The sequence below is a fragment of the Pontibacter sp. LHS2 genome (assembly GCF_058932845.1).
On sequence record NZ_JBZYWG010000004.1, the window covers coordinates 233,670 to 250,932 of the forward strand.

Sequence of the window (17,263 nt, forward strand, 5' to 3'; positions counted from 1 at the left end):
GGTTTATTGACCTCTATCAGGCTGAGCGCATCGTTTTGAATTAAGAAAATATTCTTCTCTGCCCATTCCCAACCCGCATTCATGGGTATGCACCACTTGCCTTGAACCACACCTGCACTGTATCACCTGCAGTTGCCAGGTATATTTCATCAAACGTTTGTTGGCTCGAAGCAGTGTAGGGTACCCGAGGGCAGGAAGCCAAGCGATCCAGCACATCCTGATCTCTTCGGAACCAGTCCTTAAGAAACCCCAGATGCTGATCGGAGCACTGATATCTCAGGTTTAATGCGGTAAGCGTTTTGCATTCTAGATTACTGAACTCGTCATTTGCCTCACCATCCCAATCGCACTCACTCCCAATAAAAGTGGCGACATAGCCAAGCGCAGCTCGTTCGGCATCGGTCAGTTTATCAGCAACCTTCTGGTCAATCACTATGGTGCTCACAGAATCCTGCAGGTCTGCGTCGTATACCTGCTCACGCCATAAAAAACGAGTTTTGCCGTTAGCTAAGGTGCAGTTTTCTGTTCCGATCGTCGCTATACCTGATGCTGCCTCTTCTATAGGCGTATCTGTCTCCATTGTAGAGCAGCTAACTAACAGCACAGATAAGAAAAGAAGAACAGCCTTCATTTGCGGAGAAGTGAAAAGGGAAGAAGAGAAGATGCTATACCTTACAGGTTATCGCGCACGGACATGGCAGCGGCCTTACGGGCTGGGCGTATGGACACCAGCATCGTAATAGTCACAATAGCAGCCCCTGTTAGCACGAAGTCCATTAGCACAAGCTTTACAGGGTAGGAGTCGACCACTGAGGTAGCCATACCCATCGACACAATACCGAAGGTCTGCTGTAGGTTGGCAATCAGCATACCTAGCGAAAGGCCGTAAGACGCTCCGATAAAGGCTACCAAAGCACCTTCGAACAAGAATATATTGCGGATTTGCTCTTTTGTGGCGCCCATAGAGGCAAGTACTGCGATATCCTTTTTCTTATCGATGACGAGCATGGAAAGAGAAAAGAAGATGTTGAGCGAGGCGATCAGCAGGATAAAAGTAAAGGTAATGAACACAAAGAGCTTCTCAACCTTCACAGCACGTAATAGGCTGGTATGCTGCTCGTCGCTATTTTGCACCAGAAAGCCATCGCCCAGTATTTTCTGTAAAGAGCGCTTTACCGTTTCTATCCGGGTCCCATTCTCCACCTTGATCTCGATGGCCGTGCGCCGCCGGCCGTACTCCATTAGCTCCTCTGCAAACTGTATGGGCACAAATACATACGCGTCGTCATACTGCCGCTCAATGGCGAACACACCGCCAGGGGATATCTGCAGTGACTTAAAAGATCCTTCGGGGTTGAGTGGGTTAAATTTGGTATTGCGCGGGTAAAGGAACTGCATGTACGTAAACTGACTGCTCGTCCTGATGGAAAGCTGGTACTGCACGCCCCGCCCTACCAGTGCGTAGTAATTGTCATTGGCATACAGGTTATAGTCACCTTCCACTACCGAAGAACCGATCCTGTTTTGCTCAAAGAAGTTCTCACTCACGCCCTTTACCTTCACAACCATCTGCCGATCGTTGTAACGTAGCAGGGCATTGTCCTCTATTACCTCTGTCACTAGCGCTACACCAGGCGTACGGCGTATGCGGTTCATGAATTCGGTATCCGTCTCAAACGACTTGCCTTCTACAGACGATATCTTGAGGTTCGGATCAAAGCTGGTATAGATCGTACGGATCAGGTCCTCGAGCCCGTTAAAGACAGAAAGCACAATAATAAGCGCTGCCGTACCCACCGCCACGCCGATCATGGCAATGTTGGAGATAATGCTGATGATGCTCCTCTTCTTCTTAGAGAAAAAATAACGCTTCGCTATGAGATAAGGGACGTTCATTTAGCAGTTATGGGTGCTTGGACTAAAGGTTAATTGTTGATCGTTTTACAAATAATTATCTGGTCTCCAGTTACCTCAGAATACCAATACTATATTCAATTAATCCCTGCTATACCTATCCGATAAGGTCAGTTGCATAATCAGCTTATACCTCTTTAGCAATTCAATCAATTTGTTGAGACAACAATTTAGCAATTAAGCCATCAACAATTTAATTTATTTCCAGGCTTTTACGATCAGGCCTGTGCCAGAAGCGTGTTTGCCGTTCACATCAAACCAGTTCAGCACAAGACTTATAGGGAACGTGATCAGGTAATAGAATGGCAGCAGGATAAAGAAAGCCTTGGATGTGTTGAGCATCAGGAGCGGATACTTCATGGAGAGTCGCCATGAAATCTGACCGGGCTTGCCATAAGAGTATCGGGCTTCCACTTTGCTAAAACCGGCAATCCGGAGCTTGTCCTGAATCTCCTGGATGTTATACCCATCACGCACGTGTTCTTCAATGAACGAAGTTTCTCCGTCGCCATGTACATCCGAACCTCCCTGATCAGACGGGGTGGAGATAACCAGCATACCGCCCGGCACGAGCGATGCCTGAAAGTTGCGGAACACTTCCACATCCTCCAGAATATGCTCCATCACGTCTACTGACAGAATCAGGTCATAGGTGTTTTCTTCGCGGTACTTAACCAGATCCCCGATTCTAAATAGCACGTTCTGCCGACCGATGGCTCTGAAAAAACGGTTGCTGTCTGAGATCTGCTCTTCTTTTACATCTACCGCCAATATGCTCCATTTGCTACTCTGGCTGGATAGCCAGTAGGTATACTGTCCGAAGCCGGAGCCTGCATCCAGTATATGCTGCTCCTCATTTTTACGGGTGGCTGCCCACTCGCGCAACTCTTTGTGCACGTGCCAGGCACGTAGCAGGAGTAGGTCCAGCAGGTTATAAAATATGCGGCGCAGGAATGGGGTTTGGTTAAACACATCGCCCAGCACACGCTTAATCGGGTCGTACTGCATAAGGGTGTTGCTGATTCTTAGCGGGTATAGGTATCGTCCTCCTCGTCTTCCTCAGGAGCAGGCGGTATGTCCAGGTTAGAGAATAACTTGTCGATCTTGGCGGCATACTCGGCTGTGTCGTCCAAAAAGAACACCAGCTCAGGTATAACACGCACTTGTTTTTTGATGCGCTGGGCGAGCAGGTGGCGAATCGTTTTGGTATTCACGCGCAACTCCTGCAAGAGCATTTCGTTGCCGTCCTTGGCGTTCATTACGCTCAGGTATACACGCGCCAGGCCCAGGTCAGGCGACATGCGCACTACGCTCACCGAGATATAGGCCCCTCCGAACAAGTGTGGCACTTCCCGTTGGAATATCTCTGCCAACTCCCTCTGAATAAGGCGCGAAAATTTCTGTTGTCTTTTACTTTCCATATTGAAGATGCAAATATCATATTAATTTCGCATTTTTACCCCAATTGTGCCGTACTCATTTCGGCTCCGGCTGGTGTATAGTTCTTTCTAACTCCGTCTACCTTTGATTAGTTACTTCCGAAGCATACTGCCTTCCCGCTTATTTCTGCTAGTATTATTGTTCCTGGCTATCCGGTTACCTCTTATCTTCTTAGGTATACCTGCTACCGTGTCCGAGCTGCTGTACATGCTGGTGGGCGAACGTATGGCTGATGGCTTTGCCATGTACCGCGATATTTATGACACCACGGCCCCGCTTTCCGCCTTTGTGTACTGGACTATCGATGTCATCGCAGGGCGCTCATACCTGAGCTACAGAATAGTGGCTACGCTCTTGCTGCTTTTTCAGGCAGTTATGCTTAATCTAACGCTTAACCGCCACCAGGTATACGCTGGCAAAGGCTACATTCCCGCTTTGCTTTACCTGCTCATAGGCAGCCTGACCTTTGAGTTCGACATGTTGACGCCGTTGCTTATTGGTAATACTTTTGTCATTTTGTCGCTCCCTTACATTATCACGATCTCTCGCGAGGGATTTGAGAACAACCGGTTGTTTGTGGGCGGTTTCATGGTGGGCCTTGCCGCTCTGAGCTATTTGCCACTTGCGCTGTTTTTGCTGGTGGCAGCCTTTGGGGTTGTCCTCTTCGCCTCCAATACTTTTAGAAGCTTCTTATTGATGCTTTGTGGCTTTGCTTTTCCGTATGCTGTGTTGGTGACGTATTACCTTTACACCAATACTACTTCCAACTTCGCAGAGATGCATTTGCTACAGTCCTGGCAATTTGGGATCAATCCCTTGGTACCGCTGTCGCATTTAGCCTTGGCCATGTCTCTCCCTGCTGCCCTGCTGCTGCTTTCGCTGATCAGTACTACTTCGCTACCGCAGCGCCTGGTGTTTCAAGGCAAGTTTCAGCAATTGATGATTGTATGGCTTGTGGTAAGTATCCTTGTATTGATCACCAGAAATGAATTATCCCTTGGGTCCTTTGTGGTCGTGCTGCCGCCTATTGCTTATTTTGGCGAATTCCTTTTCACCAGCCGCATCAAGAAGTGGATATTAAACCTGATGTTTTTCATTCTGCTTGGCGGCGTTCTGCTTATTCGTTACCGGCAACCACTAGGTATAGCTTCGTATGTAAAGATCGATGATTCTCAGTTGCTGCTACCAGACAGTGGCCTGAGTGGAGAGATTAGGGGAGGGACAGTGTTAGTATTGGGTAACGACCTGAGTTACTACGAGCATAACAAGCTTGCAACGCCATACCTGAACTGGCAACTATCACAACGCCATTTCGGCCGCCTCGATGAGTACCAAGCTGTATATGACCTTTATCAAAACTTCACAAAAGAAACTCCTGACTACATCATAGACGAATCAGGACTCATGCCCCAGCTTAAACACAAACTGCCGTCTGTTTTCGATGGTTATGAGTCCACGCAAACAGCGGCAGTCTATAAGAAGGTTCGCTAGAAGGCTATACCTGACTTAGCAAACCGGAATTTTGTCTACCCGATTCTGGTGGCGTCCACCTTCGAATTCAGTCTCCAGAAACACGCGTGTCATATCAGCTGCTACGTCCTGCGACACAAAACGGGCAGGGATGCATAGCACGTTGGCATTATTATGCTCCCGTGACAGCTTAGCCAGTTCTGTTTGCCAGCACAGAGCTGCTCTTATTTCCTGATATTTATTAGCTGTCATGGCTACACCGTTACCGCTTCCACAGATTAGGATGCCAAAGTCAGCCTCTTTGTTCACTACAGCCTTCGCAAGCGGATGCACATGATCCGGATAGTCTACTGAGGCGTCGGATCCAGGACCAAAGTCCGTTACTTCGTGACCTGCTTCCGCTAACTGCTCTTTCAGCAAACTCTTGTATGTAAAGCCGGCATGGTCACCACCAATTGCAATTTTATATCCCATAGTTCTAAGCGTTATTTTCATTCAGTCTTTTCAAGTCACGCTTGATAATCCTTCTTGACACACTGATACTAACCTCATACAGCACGATCAATGGAAATGATATCAGTAGCTGACTAATTACATCTGGCGGCGTGATAACTGCAGACACGATCAGGATAACGATGATAGCGTGACGGCGGTACAGCTTCATGATTTCCGGTGAAAGAAGTCCAGCCTTGGTAAAGAAGTACACAATCACCGGCATTTCAAACATGAAAGCACATGCCAGGCATAGTGTAGTAAGCGTTGAGATGTAGGAGGATAGATCAAACTCGTTTATGATAGACGGGTCTACCTGGTAGCCCGCTAAAAAGTTAATGGAGATTGGGGCTACAACATAGTAGCCAAAGAGCAAGCCCATCGCAAACAGAACTGATACCCAAAATACAGCTCCACGCGAATTCTGTTGTTCCTGTGGGTAAAGGCCCGGCTTCACAAATCGCCAAATCTCCCAAAACGCATATGGAAAGGCCATAGCCAAACCAAGTAGCAGTGATACCATGATGTGCATGGAAAACTGACCACTCATCTGTCTACTTTGTATCGTAAATCCCAGGTCTTCAATGCAAAGTGCGGCTGATCCAAAATACTGACTGGCCTCGCACATCATCCTATAGCTTAGGAAATCTGTGCGTGACGGCGCCAGGATAATATCATGGAACACGAAGCCTTTAGCCAGGAATGCTGCCGTTGCGAATACGAGGATAGAAGCCACTGACCGTATAATGTGCCAACGCAACTCCTCTAAATGGTCCACAAAGGACATTTCCTGCTGCTTTTCCGCTCCCTCGAGGTGTGGTTGGTCCATTAATTATGGCTTATAAATAAAGTTTTAGTATTGAATTAGTAAGCGAAAAGTGGATAGTCTTTCATCCAGCTGTTCACTTCTTTGCGCACAGCTTCAATTTTGCTTTCATTGTCGTTATTGGTCAACACCGTGTCGATAAACTCTACGATACGGGCCATGTCAGCTTCTTTAAAACCACGGGTTGTGATAGCAGCTGTACCCACACGCATACCAGATGTTACGAACGGTGACTTATCATCAAAAGGCACCATGTTCTTGTTAATGGTGATATCTGCTTTCACGAGTGTGTTTTCAGCCAATTTACCAGTTATACCTTTTGAGCGTAGATCTATCAGCATCATGTGATTGTCTGTACCACCTGAAATGATATTGTAACCACGCTCTACAAAGGCAGACGCCATTGCCTGCGCATTCTGCTGCACCTGCTTAATGTAACCCATGTAGTCATCAGACAAAGCCTCGTAGTAAGCTACTGCTTTCGCAGCAATTACGTGCTCCAACGGACCACCTTGCGTACCAGGGAACACAGCACCATCTAACAAAGAGGACATCATGCGGATTTCGCCCTTTGGCGTTTTCAAACCGAATGGGTTTTCAAAATCCTTGCCCATCATGATCATACCGCCTCTAGGTCCGCGCAGTGTTTTGTGCGTGGTAGTTGTGATGATATGGCAATGCTCAAACGGATCGTTCAACAAACCTTTCGCAATCAAGCCAGAAGGGTGGGAGATATCAGCCAACAGGAGTGCGCCAACCTCATCAGCTGCTGCACGCAGTTTCTTATAATCCCAATCACGGCTATAAGCAGAAGCACCACAGATGATCAGCTTCGGCTTCTCGCGGCGGGCTGTTTCTACTATCTTATCAAAATCGATCAGGCCTGTTTCCTGCTCTACCCCATAAAAGCTTGGCTGGTACAGTTTGCCAGAGAAGTTTACCGGAGAGCCATGCGTCAGGTGACCGCCGTGCGACAGATCAAAACCAAGAATCTTATCCCCAGGTTGCAATACCGCCAGCATCACAGCTGAGTTAGCTTGTGCACCTGAGTGCGGTTGCACGTTTGCCCAGGTAGCACCAAATAGCTCCTTAGCACGGTCTATCGCCAGCTGCTCTGACTGATCCACAATTTCGCAACCACCATAGTAGCGCTTGCCCGGCAGGCCTTCAGCATACTTGTTGGTCATCACGCTGCCCATCGCCTCCATTACCTGATCCGAAACGAAGTTCTCGGACGCGATCAGTTCGATGCCGTGGGTCTGGCGTGCTTTTTCTTTTGCAATCAGGTCAAATATAGCTGTGTCTTTCTGCATGGCTGCTTTGGTTTATTAATCTTTCAAAATTAAAGCTTGTGCCTGAATAAACCAATGTTTCAAAAGTTTATCTACGACGCTGCTCCGCTTACTGGATTTAGTGATTTGTAATTTATTTCGATACACTACAAAATCTCTTCCTTGAAGTAATACCTCTTAAAACAAGAAGGCCCGCCATAATTGGTGGGCCTTCTTTATGATAGTAATGCTCGGATTACTGCTTCAGGAGTTTCACCTGTTCCGTCTTACCATTAAACTCTGTCATCAGGATATACATACCTGTCGGCAGGTTGTTGTTTAGGTTCAGGAGTATGGTGTTCTCACCTGCTTCGATGTCGTAAGATTGGTTCATAACAGCTGATCCGTTCATGTTTACAACTCTTACATTCAGTTTACCTGCATCTGCAGCATTGTACACTAGCTTAGACTCAGGAGTGATCGGGTTAGGATATACTCTTGGACCAACTGCCAGGTTCACTCCATTAGATGATACGGCCACTACTTTGCTGTATTCAAATGTTCCATCCAGGTCCACTTGCTTCAGTCTGTAGTAACGTGTACCGTTGAAGTTACCTTTGTGGTTGAACTGGTAGTCCTGACGAAGTGTAGTTGTGTTCACGTTGCTCTTCACTTTGCCTACTGCCTTAAATTCACCTTTCAGGTCTTCCGTCATCTGTACTTCGAAGTAGTCGTTGTCTAGCTCAGAAGCTGTCGCCCATGTCAGTTGAACATTGTTACCTTCTTTTCTAGCGTTGAAGGAGATGAGTTCTACTGGGAGAGGGATGATTTCAGACTGTAATGTCACAGTACTAGTAGTTGCTTCCAGTGAAGAATGGTTAGCAAATACTGTGTATCGATCTGATGAACTATTAGATACAGCAGTTGAGTTATTTCGGGCGTAAACTGTTTGGCTTAAATTACCATTAGCATCTGGTGTAAGTGTCATTCCAGTTGTCCAAGCATCTTCTGCAGTTGAGTTAGGGTCAAGTGACAGAAGATATGGTATGTTAGCGCTTAATGAAATGCTCAAGTCAGCACCTACAGCTAGGTTTGTCGCTGTCAGGGTATAGCTCTTCACATCGTATTCTGTCACACCTTCAGTTTCAACTGCTGCTTTAAAGCTTAGAACTGTTGGGTCAACTGTAATGTTAGGTGTTACAATTACCAAATTGCTTTCGCTTGCATCGCTACCTACCCCAGTTGTAACATTTACCAATCCTGTTCTAGCCGTTCTTGGTACAATCATCTCCAGGGTATTCTCGTTTTCTTCGTAGTAGCCAAACACGTTAGTGCTTCCAATTCTTAATCGCTGCACACCAACCAGATTATAGCCTTTTACGATTACCGTCTCCAGCAAACGAGCTGGTTTATTCGCATCGATTACAGTGTTATCAATATCATTCTTCTCAAATCTTACTACCACTGGGCTTGTAACAGTGTACACATCTATTTCAGTGTCTCTCGCTGCTGCTGTTGTAATTGTACCAGCTTCGTTTGTAAGTGTAATCACACCTGTAATTGCATTGGCTGGCACTGTTACTGCAATTGAACGAGCAGTTGTTAAGTCTTCTGCCGTTACTGCCGCAGGAAGATTAGCCATTAAATCAACATTAGTTACTGGTATAACCTCACCGCCATGGCCTTTGAAAGACACTTTGATTCTGCCATCAACATCTATCAAGTTTTCACCAGTAATGGTTACAGTTGAACTTGAAGGACCAGTCTTAGCATTGAAGTCATACACAATCGGCGCTTTCACTACTCTGAAGATTTGAGTGCTTACTACAGTGGTTCCATCTCCACCATTGAAAGGAGTTGTTACGGCTATTCTGCCGATTGTAGCTCCAGCTGGCACTGTAACTGTAAGTACTGTATTTGAAGTTCTAACGAAAGTAGCTTCTACCTCATCTTCTTCTCCGTCAATGCCCAGGAATGTTACCTTAGTTGCATCATCGAAGTTAGTTCCTGTGATGGTGAATACGTCACCCACAAGACCAACTACTTTGCTCAAACCAGTACTAGTAATTGTTGGCGTTCCAAGAACAGTGAACGTACCAGTTGTGCCAGTTGATTGGCCTGTACCACTACCACTTTCTATTCTTACGAAGTAGTCTCCTGCTGCAACACTTGTTGGAATATTGGCTACAATTAAATCTACACCATCTTCAGTTGTACTTGGTGTGAATGTGAACCCTGTTATAGCAGTTACGGCTCCGTTAGTGCCAGCCCTTACAAGAGACACAATTGGATCAGCTTTCGTCACTGCAGTTCCATTAAAGAACTCATCGAAACGTGTACCTCTGATTGTAACAGTGTTTACACCAGCGTACACTCTTCTGTCTTCAGAGCTCTCCTTACCTGTTTCGAAAACAGTTGAAACTACTGGACGGTAGATAGTAAACACTGTTGTACTGCCTGTACCACTTGTTGAAGTTACCGACAAAGTATTGCTGGTATTGAAATCAATTTTCGGAGCCACAAAGGTGATAGTACCTGTGCCTTTCTCAGTATCCGTTAACACAACATTATAACCAGTAATCGGAATGTTGCCATAGGACAGCCCTGTTACGTTGATAAAGTTTGTGCCAGAGATTGTTACCGTCTGACCTGCATAAGCTGCTGTAGGCGTCACAGATGATAATACAGGAGCAAGTACATTAAACTGCACCGGTTCACTTTCGCCGCTACCTGACATAACTGTTACGCTACCAGTTCTGGCAGAACCTGGTACTGTCACTGTGATGCTAGTACCATCTTGTTCATAATTGGTTGCCTCAACTTGTGCTCCGTTGAACTTAACAATTGGCGCCTTAAAGTCTTCTCCACCTTGACCGCCGTTCAATGTCTCATTCCAGTACTGCGTAAATAATTCACCAGTGATAGTTAACACTGTTTGGGCTGCGTAACCTTCGGTAGCACTAATGCTTGCTATCTTCGGCTCTCTCACAGTATAGTCATCAGCACTCACGCCCGAACCAGCAGGAGTAGTCACTGTGATCTTACCTGTTCCTGCATCAAATGGTGCTTTTACAGTAATCAATTGGAAACGGTCAGCTTCAGTACTGCCTTCAACTTCGTTTACAACTGTTATACCTGAAGTAATCTTCTTACCATTGAAATCAACTTCTGTTGCATTAGTGAAGTACTGACCTCTGATCGTTACTAACTGGTTAGCATAACTAATGGAAGGAGTGAATGTGATGTTCGCAGGTGTTGGAACAATAAAGTTCGCATGAGTTGCACTACCTGCTTCTGTTGTCACTACTAAGTTGCCAGTTGTAGCTGTAGTAGGAACTGTTACTGTAAGCACGTCGAATGTCTCATTGACCGCAATATTCTCAGCAGCAACTGCCACACCGTTAAAGGTAACAGACGTCACATCAATAAAGTTAGTACCTGTAATGGTCACTACTGTTCCTCCAACGCCACTGTTAGGAGTAACTGAAACAATAGTTGGTGCAGGTATAACTGTGAAGATTACATTTTCTGCTGTTGTGAACACTGGGGTTTCATTCTCTCCTTCGAATAGAGCCAATCTACCAGTTGTTGCACCTTCTGGCACTTTAACTGTAATTGTTCTACCATCTGCACTTGGTGTCACTGAAGCTTTCGTACCGTTGAAGGCTACGTAAGCCACGCTTTCCATCAACCAACCAGTAATTGTTACATCATCACCTACTTTACCTGTAGTAGGTGTAAAGCTGAAGATTTCTGGGGTAGTCGCAACGATGTAATCCGTTTCACTTGGCTCACTTGGTCCGGCAGCATTGCTTACAATCAAGTTACCTGTTACAGCACCTGCAGGTACTGTTACCTTCAGTTGTGTAGGAGTGACATCTCTAGCTGGCGCAATTACACGGCCTTCTGCACCTGCAAATGATACCGTAATGTTTTCGCCGTAGAAGTTAGTACCCGTTATAACTACTTCACTACCCACAATGCCTCTTTCCTCTACAAAAGATGCAATAGTAGGTGTTTTGATTACTGTGAAGTTTACAGCTTCACTACTGCCAGAAGCGTTTGTAATAACAACAGGGGAGATAACCGGCGCTTCCGCTGGAACTGTTACTGTAATCTGCTTATCTGACACAACGGTGAAGCCCTCTGTATCTTCAGTCGCTACTGGTATTACTATACCTCCAAAGTTTAGTGATGTTGCATTGTCGAAGTTATACCCTTCAATTGTCACAGTAGAAGCAACCACACCCATAGTTGGTGTGATAGACTGCACTACTGGGCGAAGAATTACTTCAAATTCATCTGCAGAAACAGCTGCATCAACAGAGTTTCTAACTAACAGTCTACCTAAACCAGCTGACGCACTAGTCGGCACATTAAACACAAGCTGTGTTTCACTATCATTAGGTGTTGTGAAAGTTACTCTTGCATCTGACTCATCTTCTGTATTGTTCTCACCAAGGAAGACAACTTCTGTTACATACTTCAGGTTTGTACCTGTCAGAGTGATCTCTTGGCCAATCGGGCCTTCAGCAGGTGTAAAGGCTGTGATAGTCGGCGCGTATACCACATCAAATGTACCGTTCCAAACGCCAGTGCCACCAAGCGGTGTGGTTACAGACACAGTGCCTGTTGTAGCGTCCGTAGGTATGGACAATGTGATGATCGTTCCATCTGTGTTAACTTCAAAGTTAGCAGCGAGCACTGTTCCGTTACCAATTTTTACAGATTCGGCATCCTGGAAGTTAGTACCTGTTATGGTTATTTCCGTTTCCACTTCACCATAGACTGGTGTAACAGTAGCGATAGAAGGAGCTGGCACAAACTCAAAAGTTTGTGAGCTAATCGCTATTTTATCACCGGGAGCAATTAACTGCAGAGTGCCAGTGGCAGCGCCTGTTGGTACAGTTACTGTCAACTCAGTATCAGTAGTTGCAACCAGGTTGGTGCCATCAACACCTTCACCTTCAGCACCCGCGAATACCACGCGGCTTACGCTTGCCAGGTTTTCACCGTAAATGGTAACCTGCTTGCCTGCGCCTGTTCTGGTTGGATTAAACTCTAGTTCTGCTGTTCCTTCTCCTACTGTAATTGTGCGTGCTACGAATTTAGGCGCTGGCACATCAAACGGTGTTTCGCTTGTACCAGTACCAGCCGGGCTTGTCACAGTTATAGGACCTGTGCTCGCACCAAGCGGCACGTTTACCGTAATCTCGTCATTTGTTTCATTAGTGGTGAAGCCTGTTGCAGTTACATCGTTAAACTTTACTTCTGTAACTCCATTGAAGAACTCACCAGAAATGGTCACTTCTGTTCCCGGTCCTTCGCTTACTGTTGGAGTAAATGTTGAGATTACCGGGATTGGCACTGTGAATGATGTGCTGTTTGCACTTCCTGAAGGAGTAGTTACTGTGATTGGGCCTGAACTAGCCAAAGCAGGAACTGTAGTAGTGATCTTGCCATTATGGTCTACTGTAAAAGTCGCTTCTACACCATTAAAGAGCACAGTTCTTGTATCGATAAAGTTACTGCCGCTCAATATTACCTCAGTACCCGCTACACCTGATGTTGGCGAGAAAGGTGCGGTCGCATTGAACACCGGAGCAGGAACTGTAAATGCTATTGGTGCTGTAGTGCCATAGGTAGTGCTTACTGTGATAGGAGAGTTTGATATTGCACCATAGGGAACATAAGCGATAATCTCTGTGCCTGCTGCATTAATGGTAACTCCATTTACTGTGCTTTCTGAACCTGTAGCATCTTTAACAGTCAATGTCGCTGGCACTTCAATTTCGCCAAATTTTACTGTCGCATTGTTCAGGCGGTTACCTGTAATGGCTACGGCCGTGCCAGGCACACCGCTAGCTGGCGTAACCGCAAGTACTTCCGGAGTTTGAACTAATTCAATCGCATCCAGCAAAACGTATGCTTCAGAGATAGAATTAAGCGTGAAGCGGATATTGGTCGTTGCTGCCGGAAGTAAATCCGTCAATCGCTGAGCGGTTCTCGCGGGTGTTATGGCATTAGCGCTTTCAGTTGGTGTGTAGGTGCTGCCATTATCTGTAGAATAGCTAACAGTAAAGCTCGCATTATATCCAGACCTTGTTGTTACAGCCTGTAGGCTATATCTCAAGCGGAAATCAGTAGTGCTTGCGTTTACAAAGCTAATTTGGATGGTAGCATCAGCACTTCTGAACTGAGCTGAGCCCTGACTACCGCCTTCTAAATCCTGACCAGTAATAATAGTACCAGTCTTCGACCAGCCTTGTGGAAGTTCACCTCCCCACGGACCATCATAATTAATTGGTAAAGTAGCTTGCGCCACACCCGTGGAGACAATTCCCAGCATAATAACGCACTGCAGAAGCAGTAAACGTATAAGCCGGCCTAATGGGGGGGAGTAGATTTGTGCCATAGCTAAAAGTTAAGAGTTAATAAATTTTTGTGCAGTTTTAATGCTAAGTTAATTATCACAAAATAAGATAATTTATCTTTTACAATTGCAATAATTACCACTGTTTTTTTGTCTGATTTTTACTCTCTCTTTTAAATAGGCTTTTTTGAATCATTGAAGCCAGTTTTTTAAAAAGTGCCTCAATTATGTTATTTGAAAACTTTTTAGATTTATTTTTTAGTTATAGAATAAAACAATGTTATAAATTAACTTTTTGCGGATTGCATAAAAATATTATATATAGAGTTTAGGTATTATTTAATTTCTATCTGTAATGCAATAAGGCAATTTTACTGGCTAGCAAACTAGTACAATTACCTGTACTTTTATAAATAATATTATTAGCATTTCATCATCATTTCGCAGTTAATTGCAAATAGACGTATTATGCTTTCCTGTCAACTAAAACACGCATAAAACCGCATTAAATAATGGTAATTCACCCCCCGAAATAGCGCTTATTGACTTTATTATGCATGTAACTTCCACATTATAGACTTCATTTATTGATACACTAGTATGCATTTTAAACCATCGCATACTTATCTCTTTAATATATCCCCGTCAATATATTACCCTTATTATCAGCCATCTAGTTTGTTTTCCTGTGCTCTGATTTAGAGTATAATCCATCTTCACAGCATTGCAAGGATCAAGGTTAACCCTTCAAGCAAAAAAGGGCTGCAGAAAACTGCAGCCCTTCAGAGTGTGTTATAGTCTTGCTGGCCTAGCGCTTCATCAACTTGAAGGTATGCTTGGTGCTGTTGTCGAGCACGTGCAGCACATACATGCCCTTGCTTGTCACGCCGCGCATGTCCACCGTGATGGAGTTGCCAGAGGTCTCCTCGGTGCGCTGCTGCAGCACCTTGCCCATCGCATCCATCAGCACCACCTGCACGCTGCGCGACTCTGCACCGTTGAGCGTCACGACAACGGCATCATCGAATGGGTTGGGGTATGCCGACACTGTAGCTTTGTCAGTATTCAAAGCCACCGCTCTGATTGGCGAGTAGGAAGCGGTCCCATCGAAGTCCACTTGCTTGAGGCGGTAGTAGCGGGTGCCAGACACCGCCTTCTTGTCCAGGAAGGCGTAGTCCTGGCGCAGCGAGGTGGTGCCCACCTTGCTCTCCACGAAGCCTATAGCGGCGAAGTCCCTGGCATTAGTGGATACCTGCACCTCGAAGCCCTTGTTTTCAAGCTCAGAGGCCGTCGCCCAGGTTAGGTTGACACCCCTGGTCTGCGCCTGCGCTTTGAAGAACATCAACTCTACAGGAAGGGGGGTGATAGGGAGGTTATTTATATAAACTTTGCCATCAGATGCATTGATATAGCAAACAGTCGGACTTAATGTTAGGACTACCCCTATACCTATCATCTCTTCTGAGACCGATTCCACCCTAAATGTAGCACTACTCCCCGTGTTAATTCTTTGAGGCTCAGTTTGGCCTCTAAAATAAAGCTCCCATTCATGGGATATTACTTCACTACTTTGAACATTAGAGCTATAAGTATAATCAGCAGGTTTACCCACCTCTGGATTAGAGAGACCAACTATTTCCCCACCGACTACCGTATTGTTAAAAGGATATGCTGAAGCAGTAACTAACACTCTTTGCCCATCACAACCAGTAGCTGTATTAACTTTACTTACATAGTAATTACGACTAGTCCCCTCAGTAATACTTGCTGTAGTAAATGTTAGACCTTGTGAAATATATGTTCCTCCTGATTGTGCAGTGTACCATCTATAACTCTCCCATTGCTCAGCTCCTGTAGCAGTTAAAACTACTGTTCCCGTACCACAACGTGTTCCGTTACTGGCTGAAGGAGCAATTGGGGCTATATTTGTTATATTCATGGGAGTTCTTTCGCTCTCACATCCTTCTACAGAGTCATATATAGCAGCGTAATAAATACCACTTTGGCTATTCCGGTTCCTTGAAAATGTTGCTCCTGTAGATAAAGGAGTTCCACCTGACGCAACACTATACCATCTGTAAATTTCATTGCCGGCCGCGCCACTTGCTGTTAAAGTAATGGATGGGTTACCATTGCCACAATCTCCATTTGAAGTAACTATAGGTTTTGATGGATTACCTATTCTTGCAACTACTGGTACTCTAGGACTAACACACCCAGCAGCATTTACAATACTTACATAATATGTATGAGTGCTTGTTAAGTTTTGAATGGTATAGGTTGGTCCAGTTGCTAAGATTGCTTGAGCATTTTCATTAGCGTACCATCTATAAGTACCACCTGTAGGTGTTCCTGAAGCTGCTAGGGTTACTGCTCCCGGATTGCATCGTCCACCACCTGTAACAATTGGACTAATATTACCTATAATAGCTCTAACTAAAACGCGAGAAGTTTCACATCCTGAGATGAAAGCACTTACATAGTAATCAGTCGTAGTTGTCAAGTTCTCGATAGTAAAGCTTGATCCGGTAAAAACTGGGGTTCCTCCAGTCGCAGCTGTATACCAACGATAACTATAACCTACTGGTGCTCCTGAAGCTGTCAGAGTAACTGGTCCAGCTGTACAGCTTTGCCCTGGTTGAGTGCTTAAATTAACTACTGTAACTGTTCTAGCATTAGAAGTTTCGAATTCGTTATTATTTTTCTGCCTAATTTTCACATCAAAATTAGCGCTATTTATGTAACTACTCGGAACAGTAACTATTATGCGATTTGGCTCTAATGTAGAAGGTATAAGGTAATTTGTATTATTATTTATAACAACTTCTGCTGCAAGCCCTTGGCCAGTTGTTCTGAAGTTTGAGCCTGTTATAGTTAGAGTTACATCTTGCCCTGCTAATACACAGCTAGGATTTACTCCAGAGATACTTTGCCCCATACCTTCCCCACTCACCAGCAGGAAAAAGCCAAGCAATAGTAACGTGATAATTTTACCACTTAAAGCCGTTCCCATAGCTGAAGTAGCTGACTGGAGGGTGGGACCAGCCGTAGTTGTTTTGTAGAAGTGTTTCATAATAAAATGTATTGTGTGAATTTCTAAGAGTGTTTTGCGAATGCGCACGTAAAATTTTGGGCAAAGAAATTCCACTATGCTTTTTTAAGCATTTAATTGCACTTATAGCACAACGGATTAAGAAGGAGTCATCAATAAAACAGATAATATTTCTAAGATCTGTTCAGCAGCCCTACTTAGCTAATAAATATTTTGGAATTTAATTTTGCCTCACAATAAATAAGTGTAATTATTTATTTATATAAGGCAATATTAGTTATAAGGAGACAATTATCAATACAATTATTGTTATTTTTTTTATAGCTTTTTTACAAATTGTATTATGATTTAGATAATTATATATTACACTTCATCAACAAACAAATATTATAAAAATATATATTGTATTGATCATCAATACTATA

10 protein-coding genes and 1 pseudogene are annotated in these 17,263 nt (G+C 44.7%); 1 reads left to right on the plus strand and 10 read right to left on the minus strand.

Going from position 1 to position 17,263, the window contains the following annotated elements:
• Positions 1-79 precede the first annotated feature (79 nt).
• The 4 genes from AC5FX6_RS18915 to rbfA all read right to left on the minus strand — a co-directional run bounded on the left by AC5FX6_RS18915 (position 80) and on the right by rbfA (position 3,335).
• Positions 80-580, minus strand: coding sequence for a hypothetical protein (locus tag AC5FX6_RS18915; RefSeq protein WP_493598528.1), 501 nt, complete (start codon positions 578-580; stop codon positions 80-82).
• 92 nt (positions 581-672) lie between these two features.
• Positions 673-1,896: an ABC transporter permease gene (locus AC5FX6_RS18920; protein WP_493598529.1), complete on the minus strand. Its 1,224-nt coding sequence runs from the start codon at positions 1,894-1,896 to the stop codon at positions 673-675.
• 216 nt (positions 1,897-2,112) lie between these two features.
• Positions 2,113-2,922, minus strand: coding sequence for a class I SAM-dependent methyltransferase (locus tag AC5FX6_RS18925; RefSeq protein WP_493598530.1), 810 nt, complete (start codon positions 2,920-2,922; stop codon positions 2,113-2,115).
• 17 nt (positions 2,923-2,939) lie between these two features.
• On the minus strand, positions 2,940-3,335 hold the full coding sequence (gene rbfA, locus AC5FX6_RS18930) for a 30S ribosome-binding factor RbfA (protein ID WP_493598531.1): 396 nt from the start codon (positions 3,333-3,335) through the stop codon (positions 2,940-2,942).
• A gap of 103 nt (positions 3,336-3,438) precedes the next feature.
• On the opposite strand from rbfA, the gene AC5FX6_RS18935 reads away from it, so the two are divergent.
• Positions 3,439-4,845 (plus strand): hypothetical protein, encoded by a 1,407-nt coding sequence (locus AC5FX6_RS18935; RefSeq protein ID WP_493598532.1) that lies wholly within the window; start codon positions 3,439-3,441, stop codon positions 4,843-4,845.
• 15 nt (positions 4,846-4,860) lie between these two features.
• On the opposite strand, the gene rpiB is transcribed toward AC5FX6_RS18935, so the two are convergent.
• The 6 genes and pseudogenes from rpiB to AC5FX6_RS18965 all read right to left on the minus strand — a co-directional run.
• Positions 4,861-5,298, minus strand: coding sequence for a ribose 5-phosphate isomerase B (gene rpiB / locus AC5FX6_RS18940; RefSeq protein ID WP_493598533.1), 438 nt, complete (start codon positions 5,296-5,298; stop codon positions 4,861-4,863).
• A gap of 4 nt (positions 5,299-5,302) precedes the next feature.
• On the minus strand, positions 5,303-6,145 hold the full coding sequence (tatC, locus tag AC5FX6_RS18945; RefSeq protein ID WP_493598534.1) for a twin-arginine translocase subunit TatC: 843 nt from the start codon (positions 6,143-6,145) through the stop codon (positions 5,303-5,305).
• A gap of 35 nt (positions 6,146-6,180) precedes the next feature.
• Entirely contained in the window at positions 6,181-7,455 is a 1,275-nt protein-coding gene (glyA, locus tag AC5FX6_RS18950; RefSeq protein ID WP_493598535.1) for a serine hydroxymethyltransferase, read from the minus strand.
• A 214-nt stretch (positions 7,456-7,669) separates the two neighbouring features.
• The gene (locus tag AC5FX6_RS18955; RefSeq protein WP_493598536.1) at positions 7,670-13,405 is read right to left on the minus strand and encodes an IPT/TIG domain-containing protein; all 5,736 of its coding nucleotides are present in this window, start codon (positions 13,403-13,405) and stop codon (positions 7,670-7,672) included.
• Between the two features lie 1,189 nt (positions 13,406-14,594).
• The gene (locus tag AC5FX6_RS18960) at positions 14,595-15,263 is read right to left on the minus strand and encodes a T9SS type A sorting domain-containing protein (protein ID WP_493598760.1); all 669 of its coding nucleotides are present in this window, start codon (positions 15,261-15,263) and stop codon (positions 14,595-14,597) included.
• A 198-nt stretch (positions 15,264-15,461) separates the two neighbouring features.
• Positions 15,462-16,859 (minus strand): annotated as a pseudogene (locus AC5FX6_RS18965) (immunoglobulin domain-containing protein); the annotation flags it as partial.
• Positions 16,860-17,263: the final 404 nt, after the last annotated feature.

Excerpts from the sequence above, each read along its gene's own strand:
- AC5FX6_RS18915 (WP_493598528.1), bottom strand. The coding sequence starts at position 580 with ATGGAGACAGATACGCCTATAGAAGAGGCAGCATCAGGTATAGCGACG.
- AC5FX6_RS18920 (WP_493598529.1), bottom strand. The coding sequence starts at position 1,896 with ATGAACGTCCCTTATCTCATAGCGAAGCGTTATTTTTTCTCTAAGAAG.
- AC5FX6_RS18925 (WP_493598530.1), bottom strand. The coding sequence starts at position 2,922 with ATGCAGTACGACCCGATTAAGCGTGTGCTGGGCGATGTGTTTAACCAA.
- rbfA (WP_493598531.1), bottom strand. The coding sequence starts at position 3,335 with ATGGAAAGTAAAAGACAACAGAAATTTTCGCGCCTTATTCAGAGGGAG.
- rpiB (WP_493598533.1), bottom strand. The coding sequence starts at position 5,298 with ATGGGATATAAAATTGCAATTGGTGGTGACCATGCCGGCTTTACATAC.
- tatC (WP_493598534.1), bottom strand. The coding sequence starts at position 6,145 with ATGGACCAACCACACCTCGAGGGAGCGGAAAAGCAGCAGGAAATGTCC.
- glyA (WP_493598535.1), bottom strand. The coding sequence starts at position 7,455 with ATGCAGAAAGACACAGCTATATTTGACCTGATTGCAAAAGAAAAAGCA.